Source organism: Brevibacterium sp. JSBI002 (genome assembly GCF_026013965.1).
Lineage (GTDB): Bacteria > Actinomycetota > Actinomycetes > Actinomycetales > Brevibacteriaceae > Brevibacterium.
The window spans coordinates 2005625-2024056 of sequence record NZ_CP110341.1; the positions used below are offsets into that span (position 1 = coordinate 2005625).

At 64.1% G+C, this 18432-nt stretch carries 16 protein-coding genes and 3 tRNA genes; 1 reads left to right on the forward strand and 18 read right to left on the reverse strand.

Annotation, left to right across the window (positions count from 1 at the left end; genetic code table 11):
* From secF to LJ362_RS09290, 15 genes are all read right to left on the reverse strand, one after another.
* Positions 1–1017, reverse strand: a complete 1017-nt coding sequence (gene secF / locus LJ362_RS09220; protein WP_173152635.1) for a protein translocase subunit SecF — start codon at positions 1015–1017, stop codon at positions 1–3.
* Positions 1014–3176: a protein translocase subunit SecD gene (gene secD, locus LJ362_RS09225; protein WP_264798759.1), complete on the reverse strand. Its 2163-nt coding sequence runs from the start codon at positions 3174–3176 to the stop codon at positions 1014–1016. Before secD ends, secF begins: the two co-directional genes overlap by 4 nt.
* Positions 3177–3214: 38 nt before the next feature.
* Positions 3215–3796: a preprotein translocase subunit YajC gene (gene yajC / locus LJ362_RS09230; RefSeq protein ID WP_264798760.1), complete on the reverse strand. Its 582-nt coding sequence runs from the start codon at positions 3794–3796 to the stop codon at positions 3215–3217.
* 80 nt (positions 3797–3876) lie between these two features.
* The gene (ruvB, locus tag LJ362_RS09235; protein WP_264798762.1) at positions 3877–4953 is read right to left on the reverse strand and encodes a Holliday junction branch migration DNA helicase RuvB; all 1077 of its coding nucleotides are present in this window, start codon (positions 4951–4953) and stop codon (positions 3877–3879) included.
* Positions 4950–5546: a Holliday junction branch migration protein RuvA gene (gene ruvA / locus LJ362_RS09240; protein WP_264798763.1), complete on the reverse strand. Its 597-nt coding sequence runs from the start codon at positions 5544–5546 to the stop codon at positions 4950–4952. Before ruvA ends, ruvB begins: the two co-directional genes overlap by 4 nt.
* 65 nt (positions 5547–5611) lie before the next feature.
* Complete coding sequence (gene ruvC, locus LJ362_RS09245) at positions 5612–6208, reverse strand: crossover junction endodeoxyribonuclease RuvC (protein ID WP_264798765.1); 597 nt, start codon at positions 6206–6208, stop codon at positions 5612–5614.
* Positions 6208–6960 carry a YebC/PmpR family DNA-binding transcriptional regulator gene (locus LJ362_RS09250; protein WP_101547192.1) on the reverse strand — a complete coding sequence of 251 codons (753 nt, stop codon included), beginning with the start codon at positions 6958–6960 and terminating at the stop codon, positions 6208–6210. The genes ruvC and LJ362_RS09250 overlap by 1 nt, the downstream gene beginning before the upstream one ends.
* Positions 6961–7097: 137 nt before the next feature.
* Positions 7098–7577, reverse strand: coding sequence for an NUDIX hydrolase (locus LJ362_RS09255; RefSeq protein ID WP_062242804.1), 480 nt, complete (start codon positions 7575–7577; stop codon positions 7098–7100).
* Between the two features lie 130 nt (positions 7578–7707).
* The gene (locus LJ362_RS09260; RefSeq protein WP_264798767.1) at positions 7708–9750 is read right to left on the reverse strand and encodes an alpha/beta hydrolase family protein; all 2043 of its coding nucleotides are present in this window, start codon (positions 9748–9750) and stop codon (positions 7708–7710) included.
* Entirely contained in the window at positions 9747–10214 is a 468-nt protein-coding gene (locus LJ362_RS09265) for an HIT domain-containing protein (RefSeq protein WP_320109109.1), read from the reverse strand. The genes LJ362_RS09260 and LJ362_RS09265 overlap by 4 nt, the downstream gene beginning before the upstream one ends.
* Before the next feature lie 133 nt (positions 10215–10347).
* On the reverse strand, positions 10348–12354 hold the full coding sequence (gene thrS / locus LJ362_RS09270; protein ID WP_264798768.1) for a threonine--tRNA ligase: 2007 nt from the start codon (positions 12352–12354) through the stop codon (positions 10348–10350).
* Between the two features lie 195 nt (positions 12355–12549).
* The gene (locus LJ362_RS09275) at positions 12550–13806 is read right to left on the reverse strand and encodes a DUF4190 domain-containing protein (protein ID WP_264798770.1); all 1257 of its coding nucleotides are present in this window, start codon (positions 13804–13806) and stop codon (positions 12550–12552) included.
* Between the two features lie 255 nt (positions 13807–14061).
* Positions 14062–14133, reverse strand: a tRNA-Val gene (locus LJ362_RS09280).
* A 30-nt stretch (positions 14134–14163) separates the two neighbouring features.
* Positions 14164–14234, reverse strand: a tRNA-Cys gene (locus tag LJ362_RS09285).
* 26 nt (positions 14235–14260) lie between these two features.
* A tRNA-Gly gene (locus LJ362_RS09290) sits at positions 14261–14333 on the reverse strand.
* 136 nt (positions 14334–14469) lie between these two features.
* Between LJ362_RS09290 and LJ362_RS09295 the strand changes: the two genes are divergently transcribed.
* Positions 14470–14946, forward strand: a complete 477-nt coding sequence (locus LJ362_RS09295) for a TIGR02611 family protein (protein WP_264798772.1) — start codon at positions 14470–14472, stop codon at positions 14944–14946.
* Positions 14947–15008: 62 nt separating this feature from the next.
* Here LJ362_RS09295 and zapE read toward each other — a convergent pair whose 3' ends face one another.
* From zapE to LJ362_RS09310, 3 genes are all read right to left on the reverse strand, one after another.
* Positions 15009–16016 (reverse strand): cell division protein ZapE, encoded by a 1008-nt coding sequence (zapE, locus tag LJ362_RS09300; protein ID WP_264798773.1) that lies wholly within the window; start codon positions 16014–16016, stop codon positions 15009–15011.
* 163 nt (positions 16017–16179) lie between these two features.
* Positions 16180–17118 (reverse strand): GTPase Era, encoded by a 939-nt coding sequence (gene era, locus LJ362_RS09305; RefSeq protein ID WP_264798774.1) that lies wholly within the window; start codon positions 17116–17118, stop codon positions 16180–16182.
* Position 17119: 1 nt separating this feature from the next.
* Entirely contained in the window at positions 17120–18427 is a 1308-nt protein-coding gene (locus LJ362_RS09310; RefSeq protein WP_264801814.1) for a hemolysin family protein, read from the reverse strand.
* Positions 18428–18432: the final 5 nt, after the last annotated feature.

An 18432-nucleotide genomic window follows, 5' to 3' on the forward strand; every position in this document is an offset into this window, starting at 1 on the left:
TCAGACTTCGGCGTGAGTCACCGGTGGGACGTCTGCTCCCCCATCCTTCAAGCGTAGTTCACGCACGGCCTCTTCCTGTGCCTTGACCGCCGGTTCATTTGCCCGGAGGAGGGCGTAGAGAGGGCTCGCGACGAACAGCGTCGAAGCGGCTGCCACTATAGTACCGATGAACAGGGACAGCGAGATATCGACGAGTGTTCCAGCACCCAGCAGGAACACGCCGATGAAGAGGATCGACGCGATCGGCAGCACCGACACCACTGAGGTGTTGATCGAGCGCACTGTAGTCTGATTCACACCGAGGTTGACGAGTTCGGAGAACTTGAGATTCCGCTTCTCCTCGAATCTCGTCGTGTTCTCTCGGATCTTGTCGAAGACCACCACCGTGTCATAGAGCGAGAAGCTGAGCACGGTGAGGAAGCCGATGATGGCCTCCGGGGTGACTTCGAAGCCGGTGGCCGAGTAGATGCCCATGGTCACGATCATCACGACGAAGAGGCCGACGATCGCCGCGAGCGACATCTTCCAAGTGCGGAAGTACAGGGCCATGACGACGAGTGCGATGGCCACGAAGATGACGAGTGCGCGGATCATCTTCGACGTCACGTCCTGACCCCATTCGGGTCCGACGAACGTCGAGGTGACGTCTTCGACCTTCACGTCGTAGCCGGCGACGAGAGCGTCTCGGACTTCCTGCATCTGCGGGTCGGTGAGCTGGTTCGTCTCGATCTGGACGGCCGTGTCACTGGTCGGGGTCAGGCGCGGCTCGGCCCCGGAGACGACATCGTTGATGATGCCTTCGCCCTTGGCGGCCGAGGTGTCGCTGACGTGGTCGACCTGGAACTGCGAACCGCCCTTGAAGGCGATGCCGAAGTTGAAGCCGAAGATGAGCGGGACGAGCAGGGACAGGAGCACGAGGACTCCGGAGATGGCCAGCCACAGCTTCGCCTTGCCGACGAAGGGGATCGATGATTCGCCGCTGTGCAGGCGGTTGCCCCAGGCAAAGAACCGTTTCACTTGTCAGTCTCCTTGCCGTCGTCAGCCGTCGAGTCTTCGACGGCATCGTCTTTCTCGGCCCGTCGGGCCGCGGCCTTCCGCTCGGCGATGGTCATTCCGCCCGTCGCAGCCGCGGACTTCGCCGCTTTCGTGCTCTTCGACTTCGTGGTCGTGGCCGTGCCGGTCGTGGAATCGTCTGCCGTGGACGTCGCCGTGGTCTCCTCCGACTCGGACGCAGCTGCCGCCGCGGCTGTCGCATCGGAGGAGTCGTCTGCGCTCATTCCGGCCTTGCGCATCCGTGCCTTCTCGCGCCGCTTGGCCTCGGGCGACTTGTCCTTGTCATCGATGGACAGATTGAGCGCGCCGCGGTAGGCGGCGGGTTTGACTCCGAGCAGACGCGGATCCATTCCGGACATCGGGTGGCCCTCGCCGAAGAACTTCGTGCGGGCCAGGAACTGCAGCATCGGATGGGTGAACAGGAAGACGATGAGCACGTCGATGATCACGGTCAGTCCCAGGGTGAAGGCGAAGCCTCGCACAGAGCCGACGGCCAGGATGTAGAGGATGACCGCGGCGAGCATGTTCACTGCCTTCGAAGCGTAGATCGTGCGCTTGGCACGGTCCCAGCCGACCTCGACAGCAGAGAGCAGATTGCGGCCGCTGCGCAGTTCGTCTCGGACACGTTCGAAGTAGACGATGAACGAGTCCGCCGCCATGCCGATGCCGATGATGATACCGGCGACACCGGCCAGGGACAGTCGGTAGCCGTATCTCCACGATGCCAACAGCAGCAGCAGGTAGGTGAGCACACCGGCGACGACGAGGCTCGAAACGGTGACGAGGCCGAGCACTCGGTACTGCAGCAACGAGTAGACGACGACGAGGAGGAGCCCGACCAGACCGGTGAGCAGACCGATCTTGAGGTAGTTCGATCCCAGGGTCGGCGAGATCTGATCCTCGCTCTGGACCTGGAAGCTCAGCGGCAGCGAACCGTTCTTGAGCTGGTCGGCCAGAGTCTGCGCCTCGTCGAGGCTAAAGGCACCGGTGATCTGGGCGTTGCCGTCGGTGATCACAACATCAGAGCTCGGCGCCGACAGCACGAGACCGTCGAGTTCGATCGCGAACTGGTTGTAGGGCTGCTGTTTTCCGGTGATGTCCGAGGTGATCTGCTTGAAGATCTCACGACCGGTGGAGTCGAAGGAGAGGTTGACGGCAGGGTTGTTGGTCTGCACGCCGTTGGCTCCTGCGGCATAGCCGGCACTGGCATCGGCGAGGTGATCGCCGGAGAGTTCCACCGGGCCGAGGATGTACTTCGCCTGTCCGTCTTCGGAGCACGAGACGACCGGCTCGTCCGAGGGCTGCTGTTCGCCGCCCGTCCGGTTCTTCTTGTCCGTGCAGTCGAGCTCGGTGTACTCCTTGATGATCTTGTCGGACTGCCATTCGGAGGCGTCCTTCTCCGGATCGAAGAGCGGCCGCGGCGTCGAGTCGGTGACCTTCGTGCTGTCGCTCGATCCGCTGCCTTCTCCGGACTTCTCCGCGTCCTTGCTCTCCGACTCCGAGGACTTCGTCTTCTCGGAGGCCGCGTTCGACTTCTTCGTCTCGCCGCCGGCATTGACGACATCGCCGCCGCCGGACGGAGCCTGGTCCTCGCTCTGTCCGTCGCCCTGCGAGTCGGCACCGGTGAGGTCCTCGAGGCGTTTGCGCTCTTCGTCGCTCAGCCCGTCATCGCCGCCCGATTCCTCGCCGCTCTTCTCCTGTTCCTTCTGGATCTGCTCCTGCGAACGCGGGTCACCGACCAGCGCCACACGACGGAAGACCAGCTGAGCAGACGAGCGGACGAGGTTTCGAGTCTCCTCGTCGGGGTTGCCCGGCAGATTCACGACGATGTTGCGGTCGCCCTGCGTCGTGATCTCGGCTTCGGAGACACCGGTCGAGTCGACGCGCTGGCGGATGATCGCCACGGCCTGATCGAGCTGCTCCTTGCTGATGTCCGTGCCCTTGGACACCTGTGGTTCCAGAATGATCGACGTTCCGCCCTCGAGGTCGAGCGCGAGCTTCGGAGTCGTCGTGGCATTCGACCAGATGACACCGCCGGCGATGATTGCGGCCAGCACCAGAGTGATGATGGTCAGCCACAGGAAGCGCAAACCAGGGCGTGGTTTTTCTTCGATATCGGACACGTTTCAGCTTTCAGTCGGGAGAAGAGTGCGAGAACGGATCAGTTCTTCTTGTCGGAATCCGAATCAGTCGGGTCCGTGGACTCCGCAGCGGCGGAGTCGGCATCGGTCCCAGCGGCGGCCTCGGTGTCGACGTCCTCGGTCTGAGCGACTGCTTCGGCGTCGGCGTCCTCGGTCTTCGCAACGGACTCATCGGCGATGACGTCATCGGACGCGTCCTCGTCCGGAGTGTCCTTCTCGGCGCGTTTGCGTTCGTTCATGGCGTCGAGCTCGGCGTCGGTGATGGCCGGCTTCTCGTCTGCGTCGACATCGACATCGGCATCTGCAGCGGGGGCGGCGGCATCGGGAGCGTCGACGGGCGCTGTGGCCTGGTTGTTCTCGATCTGACCGATGGCCTGGCGGTGGACGCGCAGAACCGTGCCGGGACCCGACTCGATGGTCACCTGGTTGTTCTCTTCGTCGATGGAGAGCACGGTGCCGAAGACACCGAAGGTCGTCATCACGGTCGCGCCGGGCACGAGACCCGATTTGATCTGCTCCGCACGCGCTTTCTGCTTACGCCGAGAATTGAACAGGAAAAAGATCAGCAGCGCGGCAAGCGCAAGAGGGATCAGCAAATCCACAGATATCAGCCTTTCATAGGAATGAATCAGTGAACCAGCTTAGTTCGTCCTCACCTCTCATAGCGAACTCAAAGGCAGGGTCAGAACTCATAGTTTGCTGGGATCTGCATTTTCAGGTGCTTCCAGGCCGCTGTGGTGGCCACACGTCCACGTGGGGTGCGGCTGATCAGGCCCTCTCGGACGAGGTAGGGCTCGGACACGGTTTCGACCGTATCGGCTTCTTCGCCGACGGAGACGGCGAGGGTTCCCAGCCCGACCGGGCCCCCGCCGAAGCGCTTGCACAGAACCTGCAGAACCGACCGGTCGAGGCGGTCGAGACCGAGCTCGTCGACCTCGTAGACGCGCAGGGCATTGGTGGCGGCCTCCTCGTCGATGATTCCGCTCCCTCGCACCTGGGCCCAGTCGCGGACGCGGCGCAGCAGGCGATTCGCGATTCGCGGGGTTCCGCGGGAACGTGTGGAGATCTCTTCGAGCCCGGCGTGTTCGGCATCGATGCCGAGCATCCTGGCCGAACGTTTGAGAACCGTGAGCAGATCGGCGCTCGAATAGAAGTCGAGCAGGGCGGTGAAGCCGAAGCGGTCACGCAGCGGCGCGGGCAGCAGACCGGATCGGGTGGTCGCCCCGACGAGGGTGAATTGCGGGAGGTCGAGCGGGATGGCGGTGGCACCGGGTCCTTTGCCGACGATGACGTCGACTCGGAAGTCCTCCATCGCCACGTACAGCATCTCCTCGGCGGCCCGGGCCATGCGGTGGATCTCGTCGATGAAGAGGACTTCACCTTCTTCGAGGGAGGACAGGATGGCTGCGAGGTCACCGGCATGCTGGACGGCCGGGCCGGAGGTCACTCGCAGGCTCGAGTTCATCTCGTGGGCGATGATCATCGCCAGCGTGGTCTTGCCGAGCCCGGGAGGACCGGAGAGCAGCACATGGTCGGGTGCCTTCTGTCTGGCCTTCGCCGCGTCGAGGACGAGGGAGAGCTGCTCACGCACCTGCGGCTGGCCGATGAAGTCGGCCAGGCCCTTCGGACGCAGCGCCGCCTCGGCATCGCGTTCGGCCGTCTCGGCACGACCGGAGACGAGTCTCTCCTGTTCGGCTCCGGTCAGGTCCTGATCACCGAAGTCCACCTCATAGGAGCCGGGGTCGAACGAGCCTGTCATCTCTTCGCACCCAGAACCTTCAGAGCGGCCTTGAGGACCACGGAGGTGCCGGCATCAGCACCGGTCTCCTCGACGACGTCGGCGACGACGTCCTCAGCCTGCGCTTCCTTCCACCCGAGACCCACAAGAGCGTCGACGACCTGCTGGTTGCCGCCGCCGAAGGACAGAGTGGGTCCGGGAGAGGCAGCGGTGAGCTTCGGCAGTTTGTTCTCCAGCTCGAGGATGATGCGCGAGGCGCCCTTCTTCCCGATTCCGGGGACTCGGGTGAGCGCGTTGGCATCCTGATTCGTGATCGCGGCGGCAAGTTCGTCAGGTCCCATCACCGAGAGGATCGCCATAGCCAGACGCGGACCGATTCCGGAGATCGACAGCAGCACTTCGAAGGTGTGGTTCTCGTCTTCGGTGCCGAAGCCGTAGAGCGTCATCGAGTCTTCGCGCACCACGAGGCTGGTGACCAGTTCGATCTCGGCGCCGTGCCGAGTCCCGGCCAGGGTGTCCGGGGTGACGTGCACCTTCCGGCCGACGCCGTAGGTCAGAACGACGAGGTGGTCAGCTGCGATCCGATGCACCGTACCGCTGAGGAAACTGATCACGGACAGCCTTTCTTAAGGGGAACACGTGTACGAATCCAGGTTAGCAGGCGCCCGCTCCCCCATGCTCACTTGGCGCGCCGCATGGCCTCGGCCCACTGCTGCTGGGCCTTCGTCAGTCCGCTGCCCTGCCTCCCGCCGGCCTTGCGTTCGGTCAGGTCCTTATTGATCCCCGGCGTCGATTGGGCCGACAGCGCCCCGCGCCAGGAATGGCAGATCGCGATCGCCAGGGCGTCGGCGGCGTCGGCGGGCTTCGGTGGTGCATCGAGTCCGAGGATCCGCGTCACCATCGAGGTGACCTGCTTCTTGTCCGCACGGCCCGAACCGGTGATCGCGGCCTTGACCTCGGATGGGGTGTGCATAGCCACCGGCAGACCGCGGCGGGCGGCCAGTCCCATGGTCAGTCCCGATGCCTGGGCGGTGCCCATGATCGTGGACACATCGTTGCGTGCGAAGACGCGTTCGATGGCCACGACATCGGGACGGTACGTGTCCAGCCAGCTGTCGAACGCCTCGGCGATGGCACCGAGACGGAGGTCGACGGAATCGGCCGAAGGAGTCCTCAGGACGTCGACGGCGACCATCTTCGCCTTCCGGGCGGGCAGGGTGTCGATGACACCGAGCCCGCACCGGGTCAGGCCGGGATCAACACCGAGGATGCGCATCAGGCATCGAGTTCGGCGAGGACCTCATCGCTGACATCGGCGTTCGAGTAGACGTTCTGCACCTCGTCGCTGTCTTCGAGCGCATCGATGAGGGAGAATACCTTGCTCGCGGTCTCTGCGTCGAGGCTGACCTCGAGTTCGGGCACGAAGGAGGCCTCGGCCGAGTCGTAGTCGATTCCGGCGTCGACGAGGGCCGTACGCACGGCCACGAGGTCGGTGGCCTCGCAGATGATCTCGAACTTCTCGCCGACTTCCTTGACCTCTTCGGCTCCGGCGTCCATGGTCGCCAGCAGAATGGCCTCTTCGTCGGTCTCCTCTGCATTGACGGTGATGACGCCCTTGCGGTTGAAGTTGTACGTCACCGAACCGGGATCGGCCATCGAACCGCCGTTGCGGGTCACGGCCACGCGCACCTCGGACGCGGCGCGGTTGCGGTTGTCGGTGAGACATTCGATGAGCAGTGCCACACCGCCGGCGGCGTAGCCTTCGTACATGATCGTCTCGTAGTTGACACCGGAGCCGTCGAGACCGCCGCCGCGCTTGACCGCACGGGTGATGTTGTCCGCGGGGACCGAGTTCTTCTTCGCCTTCTGGATCGCATCGAACAGCGTCGGGTTGCCGTCGGGGTCGGGTCCACCGTTGCGTGCGGCCACCTCGATGTTCTTGATCAGCTTGGCAAACAGCTTGCCGCGCTTGGCATCGATGGCAGCCTTCTTGTGTTTAGTCGTTGCCCATTTGGAATGACCTGACACTGGTGTTCCTTCCTGTAGTTACAGCCTCTCAAGTCTATACGCTGACCGCCCCGACTCATGCAGACTTCCCGTGCGCGATTCCGTACGGAATCGCACCGGACTTCGCTGCGAACCTGTTCGGTTCCGCGATCGTGAGCTCAGTCGATGACCAGCGGCACGTCGGGAACGGACCCGGCGGTGGCCAGGTCGATGAGGCCGAGGAGGTTCTTCGGATAGATCGTCTCCGTCGTGGCCAGGAGCTCCTCCCGAGTCCACCAGCGGAATTCGAGCAGGCTGCGCTTCTCGATGTCCGTCCATACCGCGTCTTCGAGTTCGATGTCCTCGCTGGTGCGGAACGCGAAGTAGGTTTCGACCTGGCGCAGCGACTTCTCCGTGAATTCGAAGACCTCGTCGCGCGTGGCCAAGGGACCGATGAGTTCGTGAGGTTCGCATTCGATCCCGGTCTCCTCCGCGAGTTCCCGGGCCGCCGTCTGCGCTGCCGACTCGCCGAGTTCGGAACCGCCTCCGCAGGTCATCCACCATTGGTGGCTGGGGGTCAGCAGATCCTGGGCACGGATCAGGAGAACCTCGTCGCGCTCATTGAGTAATACGACCCGTGAGGCTTTACGAGGTTTCATGTTTCTCCAGTGGTCGGCGGCGAAGGGAGGCAAGTGTTTGCAGAATAATGACGCTGGGGGATTTCGGCAAGAGCGCGACAGCGGCCCAGAGAACGATATCGGCTCTGCGCGGTCCCGGCCAACTCGGCGCTCATGACGCGGAGTCGGCCGCTCCGGCCACAGCGGGATCAGCTGCCTCCGGACGATGTCGGCCATCCTGTGACTGTTCCCGATCTTCGCCGCCCAGACGGCGATCCCACCAGTCGAGGATGGCTTCGAAGCGCTGCCTGCGGTGGCGGGGCTGCCCGGCCCGGGAGAGCTCGTGGTTCTCCCCGGGGAAGATGAGCATCTCGGTGTCGACCCCGGCTCTCTGGAGGGCCGCATAGTACTGCTGTGCCTGCTCCAGCGGGCAGCGCAGATCGAGTTCCGAGTGCATCACCAAGGTCGGTGTGCCGACCTGTGGAGCGTGGGCCAGAGGTGATTGGGCCGCGATCGCCTCGCGGCTGCGGCTCGTGTACTCCTCGGTGAAGAAGCGGCCGATGTCGGAGGTCCCGACGAAGCTGTCGGGGTCGAGGTAGCCGCGTTCGACGATGGCGGCGCGGAAGCGATGGTCCGCGGCGATCGTCATGGCTGTGAGATATCCCCCATACGATCCGCCCTGGATGCCCAGACGGCTGCGGTCGAGGGAGGGATCGAGGTCGAGGGCGTGGTCGAGGACGGCGAGCACATCGGCCATCGCCGGTGCCGCCATGTCTCCTTGGACGGCGGTCCCCCAGCTGCGGGTGCGGCCGCCGGATCCGCGCGGGTTCGAGAACACGACGGCGTAACCTGCGGACGTGAGCACCTGGGTCTCGTCGAACCACGAATGCGTGTACTGGGCGAAAGGCCCGCCGTGGATGTTGAGGATGACGGGGAACGGCCCGTCTCCGTGCGGTTTGGCCAGCCAGCCGGTGATCGTCCCGGAAACGCCTGGCACCCGCAGCACCTGGGGCAGGACGGAGTTCGCCGGTGCCGGATGTTCCTTGACGATCACAGTGGACCCCCTCGCCGAGGCGGCCCCGGACGCCGCGGGCCCGCCGAGGGCGATGCGGCCGAGCACGGCTGGAGAGTGCGGGGTCGATCCGGTGAAGACGAGCGTTTCCTCGTCGGCGTCGAAGCCGTTGACGACAGTGGTGTCGTCGGTGAGGAACTCGAGGTCATCCACGCCGATCTCTGCGGCGTCGAAGCCGATGCGAACGATCCGGGTGGCCCCGTCTGTGTCGACGGCGGCGATGACCGCTCCCTCGCGGATCTGCGGCGGGATCGGTGCCAGCGCCACGGTCTCCGGGTCGGTCAGCCGCCTCGTGGAGCCGGTCGACACGGTGTGGATGAAGAGCCCGGGCATCTGGCCGACGAAGTCGAGTTCGTCACGGGTCAGCGCATTGCCGAGCAGCAGGACAGTGTCTTCGTCGAGCCACAGGTGCAGACCGACGTCCATGGACGGCAGCTCGAGTGATGTCGGCGCATCTCCCCCGAGCAGCCAGACCGTCGAGCGCAGGTCGGGCTGCCCGTGGTCGGGGTGGAGTGCGGAGACGACGGAAATTCGCGTGCCGTCCGGGGAGAACTGCGGATCGTGGACGTCGCTGTCCGGGGTCGTCAGCAGAGTCGACAGCGGAACTTCGGAGGACCCGCGCAGGCCCACGGTGCCGAGACCGGGTTCGGCGAGGTCGACGAGGAAGGCCCGCGCCGGACGGTCGTTCGTATAGCCGAGGCCGTTGGCCAGGTACGAGGCCGTGGTGATCCGGCGTGGGGCTTCCTCGGCCGCCGGAATGGCATCGTCGACCCCGTAGCGTCCGGGTTCGGCGACGCGGGCGACGTAGAGCGCCCTGGAACGGGTGTCGTCGAGGGCGAATTCGGACACGCCGAGGTGGTTGTCCGTGATCTGGTGTGCCGTCTCCAGGCTGTCGCCGACGAAGAGCTGCGGGGCGGCCTTCTTCTCCGCGCTCAGGTAGCCGGACCAGTTCGGGCCGCACTGCGGGTTCGAGTCAGCCCACGAGTGGGTCAGCCGTCTGGAACTGTCGTCGCCCAAGGAGAACAGCTGAGAGAGGTAGCTGTTGGTCTCGAGGTCGGGTCGACGGATCGTGATGACGGCTTCGTCGCCGCGCAGCACGGGTGAGGAGTACTCGGCAAGAGTGCCAAGATCTTCAGGATTCATCTGTTCCATTCCTTTTTGAGCCGTGCCTGCACATCGGCGTGCACTTGCGGCAGGGCCTTGGTCTGGGCGATCACGGGCAGGAAGTTCGCGTCTCCGCCCCAGCGCGGGACGACGTGCTGGTGCAGGTGGGCGGCGATTCCTGCGCCGGCCACGGGTCCCTGATTCATACCCAGGTTGAATCCGTGAGGTCCGGACACAGCCCGGATGACGTGCATCGCCTTCTGCGTGAACTCGGCGAGTTCGACGGTCTCCTCGTGAGTCAGATCCGTGTAGTCGGCCACGTGACGATAGGGGCAGATGAGCAGGTGGCCCGGGTTGTACGGGTAGAGGTTGAGCACCGCGTACACGTGCTGACCGCGGGCGACGATGAGTCCGTCCTCGTCGGACTTCGACGGAGCCGTGCAGAACGGGCACTCCTCGGCGCGGTCGTCCTTCGGTTTGTCCTGACCGTCGATGTAGACCATCCGGTGCGGAGTCCACAGGCGCTGGAATCCGTCGGGTTCCCGGGGAACCCGACGGCAGCCTCGGGGTAGGGAATCCCCTCGCCGAGGCTGCCGTCCGAGTTCTCCGCTGCGGTTCGGCCGTCGTCGCCTCCGCTCATACCTGGGCCTTGGTCTCGATCGCGCCGAGGATCCGTCGCACCGCCTCGGCGACGGCGACGCCGTTCTCCTGGTCACCGTTGCGGAAGCGGAAGGACACGGCACCTGCGTCACGGTCCTCTCCACCGGCGATAAGGGTGAAGGGCACCTTCGACTTCGAGGCGTTGCGGATCTTCTTCGGGAACCGATCGTCGCTGTCGTCGATCTCGACGCGGACCCCGGACTTGCGCAGCTGGTCGGCCACCTCGGCGAGGTAGTCGTTGAATTCATCGGCCACGGGGATGCAGGTCACCTGCACGGGCGCCAGCCACACGGGGAAGGCACCGGCGTAGTGCTCGGTGAGCACGCCGAGGAAGCGTTCGATGGAACCGAACTTCGCCGAATGGATCATCACCGGCTGTTTGCGGGAGCCGTCGGCGGCGACGTATTCGAGTCCGAAGCGCTCGGGCTGGTTGAAGTCGAGCTGGACGGTCGACATCTGCCAGGTGCGGCCGATGGCGTCGCGGGCCTGGACGGAGATCTTCGGGCCGTAGAAGGCCGCGCCGCCCGGGTCGGGGACGAGTTCGAGTCCGGTCTCCTGAGCGACCTCTTCGAGCACGCTGGTGGCTTCGGCCCACTGTTCGTCGGAGCCGATGAACTTGTCGGCCTTCTTTCCGTCCTCGTCGCGGGTGGACAGTTCGAGGTAGAAGTCGTCGAGGCCGAAGTCGCGCAGCAGGCTGAGCACGAAGTTCAGCAGGTGGCGGATCTCTTTGCCCGCGTCTTCCTGAGCCACATAGGAGTGCGAATCGTCCTGGGTCAGGGCGCGGACGCGCGCGAGGCCGTGGATGACTCCGGAGGCCTCGTCACGATAGACGGTGCCGAACTCGAACAGCCGCAGCGGCAGGTCGCGGTAGGACCGGCCCCGGGACCGGTAGATGAGGTTGTGCATGGGGCAGTTCATGGCCTTGAGCCGGTACGGGGTGCCCTCCTTGACGATCTCGCCGGACTCGTCTCGGACCTCGTCGACGGACATCGCCGGGAACATGTTCTCCCCGTAGTAGGGCAGGTGTCCGGAGGTATAGTACAGCGTCTCTTTCGAGATGTGCGGGGTCCCGACGTATTCGAAGCCCTCGTCGATGTGACGGGCGCGGACGTAGTCCTCCATCTCCCGCTTGATGACACCGCCCTTGGGGTGGAAGACGGGCAGGCCGGAGCCGAGCTCTTCGGGGAACGAGAACAAGTCCATCTCGGCACCGAGCTTGCGGTGGTCGCGACGTTCGGCTTCGGCGATGCGATCCTGATAGGCCTTGAGGTCGTCTTTCGACGCCCAGGCGGTTCCGTAGACACGCTGCAGACTCGCATTCGCCTGGTCGCCGCGCCAGTAGGCCGCCGAGGATCGAGTGATGGCGAAGCCGTTGCCGATGAGCTTGGTGTTGGGCAGGTGGGGGCCGCGGCAGAGGTCCTGCCAGACGACCTCGCCCTTGCGGTCGACGTTCTCGTAGACGGTGAGTTCACCACCGCCGACCTCCACGGAGGTCTCCTCGTCGCCGCCCTTGCCCTTGTCGTTGATGAGTTCGAGCTTGTACGGCTCGTCGGCCATCCGCTCGCGGGCTTCTTCTTCGGAGACGACGACGCGGTTGAAGGTCTGGCCGGACTTGACGATCTGGGCGGCCTTCTTCTGAATCGCCTTGAGGTCCTCAGGAGTGAAGGGTTCGGCGGCGTCGAAATCGAAGTAGTAGCCGTCGGTGATGTAGGGCCCGATGCCGAGCTTGGTTCCGGGGAAGAGCTCCTGGACGGCCTGAGCGGTGACGTGACCGGTGGAGTGGCGCAGGATGTCGAGTCCGGCGTCGGAGTCGATGGTGATCGGAGCGATCCGATCTCCTGACTGCAGCTCGCGGCTGAGGTCGGCGGGTTCGCCGTTCAGCCACATGGCGACGACTGTGCGGTCGGTGGAGAAGATCTCCGTTCCGGTCAGACCCTCTTTCCAGGGAATGCTTTCGCCCGCGCAGTCGATGCTGTCTGCCACTGATTTCTCCGTTCGTCACGTGTTCATTCGACCAGCCCTTCCGGTGGGCTGGTCACCCTCAGATTCTAGTACCAATTCGCTTGTGACAAATCAGTTGGGTGGCAGTCGAATGACTGCCACCCACACTGAGTCTGCCGAAGCCCGTGCCCGAGGCCTTAGGGCCGAAAGTGCCTTGTCACCTCGGGATACAGGGTGTCACTGCTTGTAGAACTCGAAGTCCGTGCCCTTGCCGAGATCATCGACGAGATCGAGCTTGAGGTGCATTCCATCAATTTCAGCTTTGGGCACACCGAAGGCGAATTCATAGGTCGTCTCTCCGCCGGCGGGAACCGGATCGGTGAAGGCCAGAGAGCCCTTGTAGTTTCCGCCGTCGAAGACGTCGTCGTATTCCGTGCTGCCGCCGTTGTTGGCGGACAGATTCGTGAGAGTCATCTCGACATCGGAGCTCGAGTTGTTCTTCACAGTCATCGTCACAATGGCGACCTCACCGTTGGACGACTGGGCACCGGAAGCCGACGACGACACAGTGCCCGGGCGGACATTGATCTGGGCGGTGACGTCGGTGCCGATCTCGACCTCGCCGGCCTGAGCAGGTGCGGCCTGTCCGCCGTCGGAGCCGCCGGAGCCCTGGCTCGGGTCCTGGCCAGCACCCTGGCTCGGGTCGGCGGGGGCGGATGAGCTGGCAGCTTCGTCGATGGCTTTGCCGAGCATGCCGATGCCGAGGATGGTGAAGATGACGACGGCGATCGAGATGACGACCGACACAATGCCGAGGATGATGCCGGTGATGTTGAGGCCCTTGTTGCTGGCGAGGCCCTTCTTGACCGCGGAGAGTCCGACGAAGCCGAAGATCACCGCTGCGATGCCGAAGAGGGCGCCGCCGCCGAAGACAAAGGCACCGAGGACGCCGACGATGCCGCCGATGAGGGCGAGGATGCCCCAGATGTTCTTCGAGGTGTTGCCGCCCGACCCGGATGGGTACTGGCCGTAGCCGGAGTTCGGGTTGGCCGGAATGAACTGATCCGAGGATCCGTCGGCACCGGCGTAGGCCGGCTGCTGGCCGTACTGGTTGGCGTCGTATCCCTGCGCGTTGGCGTCGTAGGGGTTCTGTCCGTACTGGTTGTCCCCGTACTGATTCTGGTCAGGCTGGCCCTGACCGTACTGGTTCTGATTGTTCGGATCCTGGCCGTACTGGTTCTGGCCATACTGGTTCTGGCCATACTGGATCTGGTCGTTCGACGCACCGTAGTTCGGCTGCGAACCATTGGGCTGGTCGCCCGACGATCCGTACTGCTGACCGGGCTGCTCCGCTCCGTACTGACCGGGCTGCTGACCGGCGTTCTGATCGTTGCCGTAGCTGGGCGCATTCGGCGGCTGGTTGTTCGGGTTCTGCCCGTTGGGGTTGTTGGGCGAACCGTCACCCGAACCGTACGGGTTCTGAGGAGTAGACATAGGTGCTCCGAGTCATCGTCGTTTAGTACAACACCTAGCGTACTAGCAAACCCCTTTGATACCGCATGCTGACCGCGTTTCAGTCCTGGAACACGATGAACTAAACGTACACAATCCAGTTTCGCGGGTTCAGCCCAGCTTAGAGTGAACAGCCCAGTTTCAAACATGGGCTATTCACCCAAAAGTGAGCTGTTGCGAAAGAAGCTCAAGCGTGAATGCACGAAGCCCCGAGTGGATCACTCGGGGCTTCTTCTGTGCGCGATACTGGGATCGAACCAGTGACCTCTTCCGTGTGAAGGAAGCGCGCTACCGCTGCGCCAATCGCGCTGGTCAACCGACATTCCTGCCGGTCATCCGAGGTGGCGACGGGATTCGAACCCGTGTATACGGCTTTGCAGGCCGCTGCCTCGCCTCTCGGCCACGCCACCGCCAAGGCAGTGCCATGACGCCTCCGAGCGGATGACGGGACTCGAACCCGCGACCCTCACCTTGGCAAGGTGATGCTCTACCAACTGAGCCACATCCGCATTTCTCGCTGCCCGGTTTGCCTGGCAACGAGATATAACTCTATACGCAGGTGGCGGCTTACGCAAAATCAGAATCGGGTGATCGTGGTCACACGTATCGATCAAGCTTTCAGGGTCACCATCTTATAGTGGTTGGGTGAATGCAGAGAGCCCGCAGACCCGCCCGAAAGGCTGGTTGTCACGCCACCACCGGCAAGGTCCCCGACCGTGGCGGAAACTGCGTCTGGGGTTCCTCCGCTGGCGGCGCACAGTGTTGGCCAACCCGCACACGGCACGCCTCTATCGCACCGTCGTCGGCGGCCTCGGCACACTCGTCGTGCTCATCGGACTCGCTCTCGTTCCACTGCCCGGCCCCGGTTGGCTCATCGTCATCATCGGCCTGTTCATCATCTCCAGCGAGTTCCACTGGGCTCAGCGGCTTCTGCGCTTCGTTAGGGACAACGTCGAACGCTGGACGCATTGGATCATGGCGCAGCGGCTGTGGGTGCGGTGGACCATCGGGGCTGTGACGGCCGCCTTCGTGGCTGTGATCGTGTGGCTCACCCTGAAACTCACCGGCCTGCCCGATTGGGTCCCGGACCTGCGTCTCTTCGATGTGATCGGCCTGCGCTGAGAGACGACCGACGCCCGTCCCACCTTCATCAGAGGTGCGACGGGCGTCGATGGCCTCTCAGCTCAGGACGACAGAGCGGTCAGTCGCGAGAGGCAGCGCATGTACTTCTTCTTGTACCCGCCGGCCAGCGATTCTTCAGTGAAGACCTTGTCGAGAGCGGCACCGGAGTTGATGATGTGCACATTGCGATCGTAGAGCCGGTCGACGAGCGCCACGAAGCGCAGAGCCACACTCTCATTGTCGATCGTGCGCACGTTCTCCCACACAGCCGCGTCGATTCCGTCGACCATCCGCCCGTAGCGTGAGGGGTGAACGGTGGACAGGTGGCTGAGCAGCGCGGAGAAGTCATCGCGAGCCACAACTCCGTCAAGCTGGCTCGCGGCCGAATCGAGTTCGGATTCCGGCAGCGGGTCCGCTGGAGCGGTGAGCTCACGGGCACGGTAGTCCTTGCCGTCGATGCGATAGACCTCGAACTGATCGGCCAGCGCCTGAATCTCGCGCAGGAAGTCCTGGGCGGCGAAGCGCCCCTCCCCCAGGGACCCTGGCAGAGTGTTCGATGTCGCGATGATCTTCACTCCGGCGTCGGTGAGTTCGCGCATCAGCCGGGACATGAGCACGGTGTCGCCGGGATCGTCGAGTTCGAATTCGTCGACGCAGACGAGCTTCATCTTCGACAGGTCGTCGCGAGCCCGGGCGAAGCCCAGGGCTCCGACGAGGTTCGTATATTCGACGAAGGTGCCGAATGTCGCCGGCTTCTCGTTGGCATGCCAGGCCGAAGCCAGCAGGTGGGTCTTGCCGACACCGTAGCCGCCGTCGAGGTAGACGCCCTTGGCGCCGGATCTGCCCTTTTGGAACAGCTTGCCGAGGAATCCCTTGTCGGTCGAGCGCTGGGTGAATTCCCGCAGCTTGTTCCGTGCTTCTTCCTGCGAGGGCTCCGCGGGGTCGGTGCGGTAGCTGTCGAAGGACACGTCCTCGAACTGAGGCGGCGGCACGAGACCTGCGATGAGCTCTTCGGGGGCAACCTGTGGGGATCGGTCGCTCAGTGCGACCAGAGTCTGCTCGGCATTCACTCGGCCTAGTCTAAGGCAGGCTCGAGCGCGCGGTTCAACTCGAGCCCAGGAGGGTGATGCCCGTCACAGGCAGCGCATCCGCGGCGCTTCCGCCGTCCATCCACCGCCGCCCGGCCTCCGCCGACGTGCTGTTCGCATCACCAGCGGCGACCGACCCGGCAGATCAGTTGTTGAAGTCGAAGCCGAGGCGGCCGAGCTGTTTGGGATCGCGCTGCCAGTCCTTGGCCACCTTGACGTGCAGGTCGAGGTAGACCTTCGTGCCGAGGAGCCGCTCGATGCCCTGCCGGGATTCAGACCCGATGGTCTTGAGCCGACTTCCGCCCTTGCCGATGATGATGGCCTTCTGGCTCGGACGTTCGACGTAGAGGTTGACGTGGACGTTCCACAGCGGATTGTCCTCGCTGCGTCCTTCCCGCGGGTACATCTCCTCGACCTGCACGGCCAGGGAATGGGGCAGTTCGTCACGCACGCCTTCGAGGGCCGCTTCGCGCACGAGCTCGGCGATCATCTTCTCTTCCGGCTCGTCCGTGAGGTCACCGTCGGGATAGAGCGGAGGAGATTTCGGCAGATGCGCCGCGAGCACCGAATCGACGGTGTCGACCTGGAAGTCCTCGACCGCGGAGACGGGGACGACATCGGCGAAGTCGGCGAGCTCGCCGACGGCCAGCAGCGCCTCGGCGATTTTGTCCTTGGGCACCCGGTCGACCTTCGTCACCAGCGCCACGATCGGGGTCCGTCCGTCCAGCAGCGCCAGCTGGGAGGCGATATATCGGTCGCCGGGACCGATCGGCTCATCGGCGGGCAGGCAGAAGCCGATGACGTCGACCTCGCCCAGCGTGGAGGCCACGAGATCGTTGAGTCGGGACCCGAGCAGGGTACGCGGTTTGTGCAGTCCGGGGGTGTCGATGAGGATGAGCTGGTGGTCGTCCTTGTGGACGATTCCGCGGATCGTATGCCGGGTCGTCTGAGGTTTGGCCGAGGTGATCGCGACCTTCTCCCCCACCAGGGCGTTCGTCAGCGTCGACTTTCCCGTATTCGGGCGACCCACGAAGCAGGCGAAGCCGGCCCGATAGTCCTCGGGGTAGTCCGTGCGAAATTCCATCTCAGTCCTCTTCCTTCGTCCCCGAACCTTCGGCTGCGGCGGTCCGCTGTGCGTGTCTGCTGTTCTCGTGGGTGCGGGTGACCCGCACGTGGGTGATTCGGTGGCGTCGGCCCTGGCCCTCCATGGCTTCGATCTCGAGGCCCTCGATCGACGCATGCGAGCCGTCGATGGGCACTCGGTCGATGAGCTTCGAGAGCAGTCCTCCGACGCTGTTGACATCGTCTTCGTCGATGCGCACGTCGAAGTACTCGGCGAAGTCGGAGATCGACATGCGGGTGCTGATGATGAACGATCCGTCTTCGGCGGCGACGAGTTCGTCATCGCCGTTGTCGTATTCGTCTTCGATCTCGCCGACTATCTCTTCGACGATGTCCTCGATGGTCACCAGCCCTGCGGTGCCACCGTATTCGTCGATGAGGATCGACAGATGCGTCGAATCCAGCTGCATCTGCCGCAACAGGTCATCGGCCGGCTTCGTCTCCGGGACGAACAGGACGGAGCGGGCCAGGTTGCCCACGGGACGGTCGGCCTCCTCGGGGTGGAGGTGGAGGCGGCGGGCGACGTCCTTGAGGTAGGCGACTCCGCGGACGTCATCGAGGTCCTCCCCGCAGACGGGGATGCGGGAGAAGCCGGAGCGGAAGAACAGGTTCATCGCCTTCTGCAGGCTCACGTCCGCATCGACGGTGACGAGGTCGGTGCGCGGCACCATGACCTCGTTCGCCGAGGTGTCTGAGAGGTTGAACACCGACTGGATCATCTCGCGTTCGCCGTCTTCGATGATGTCGGATTCGCTCGCCCGCTCGACGAGATCGCGCAGCTGTTCGGAGGTCACGAACGGACCGTCCTTGTACACCTTGTCAGGTGTCAGCAGATTTCCGAGCACGACGAGGATGCGGGTGAGCGGTTTGAGCGCGACGAGGACGATCCGCACGACCCAGCTGAGGTTGAGACTGACGGCCAGCGATCGGCGCTTGCCGATCGTCCGCGGGGAGACTCCGGTGATGATGAAGACCGCCACCGAGGCGGTGATCACCGTGAGGAAGACCATGAGCGGTCCCACGGAGTAGTAGGAATCGTAGGCCAGGGCGATGAACACCGTAGCGAGTGCTTCGAGGAAGTTGCGGACGAAGATGATGACGTTGATGTTCGTCGGCAGGTCCGCGAGGATCCGCTCGACACGCACCGCTGAGCGTTTGCCGTCCTCCTTCGCCTCTTCGACCGCATGGTGGGAGACGTTGAGCAGCGCGGCATCCACGGCGGAGAGTGTGGCTGCGATGATGAGGCACAGTGCCGCCCCGAGGAAGAACATGAACA

Bases quoted from the DNA above. Each gene is read 5' to 3' on its own strand.
- ruvB (WP_264798762.1), bottom strand. From the start codon at position 4,953: ATGACAGGCTCGTTCGACCCCGGCTCCTATGAGGTGGACTTCGGTGAT.
- ruvC (WP_264798765.1), bottom strand. From the start codon at position 6,208: ATGCGCATCCTCGGTGTTGATCCCGGCCTGACCCGGTGCGGGCTCGGT.
- LJ362_RS09255 (WP_062242804.1), bottom strand. From the start codon at position 7,577: ATGAAACCTCGTAAAGCCTCACGGGTCGTATTACTCAATGAGCGCGAC.
- LJ362_RS09260 (WP_264798767.1), bottom strand. From the start codon at position 9,750: ATGAATCCTGAAGATCTTGGCACTCTTGCCGAGTACTCCTCACCCGTG.
- LJ362_RS09265 (WP_320109109.1), bottom strand. From the start codon at position 10,214: ATGGTCTACATCGACGGTCAGGACAAACCGAAGGACGACCGCGCCGAG.
- LJ362_RS09275 (WP_264798770.1), bottom strand. From the start codon at position 13,806: ATGTCTACTCCTCAGAACCCGTACGGTTCGGGTGACGGTTCGCCCAAC.
- era (WP_264798774.1), bottom strand. From the start codon at position 17,118: ATGGAATTTCGCACGGACTACCCCGAGGACTATCGGGCCGGCTTCGCC.
- LJ362_RS09310 (WP_264801814.1), bottom strand. From the start codon at position 18,427: ATGTTCTTCCTCGGGGCGGCACTGTGCCTCATCATCGCAGCCACACTC.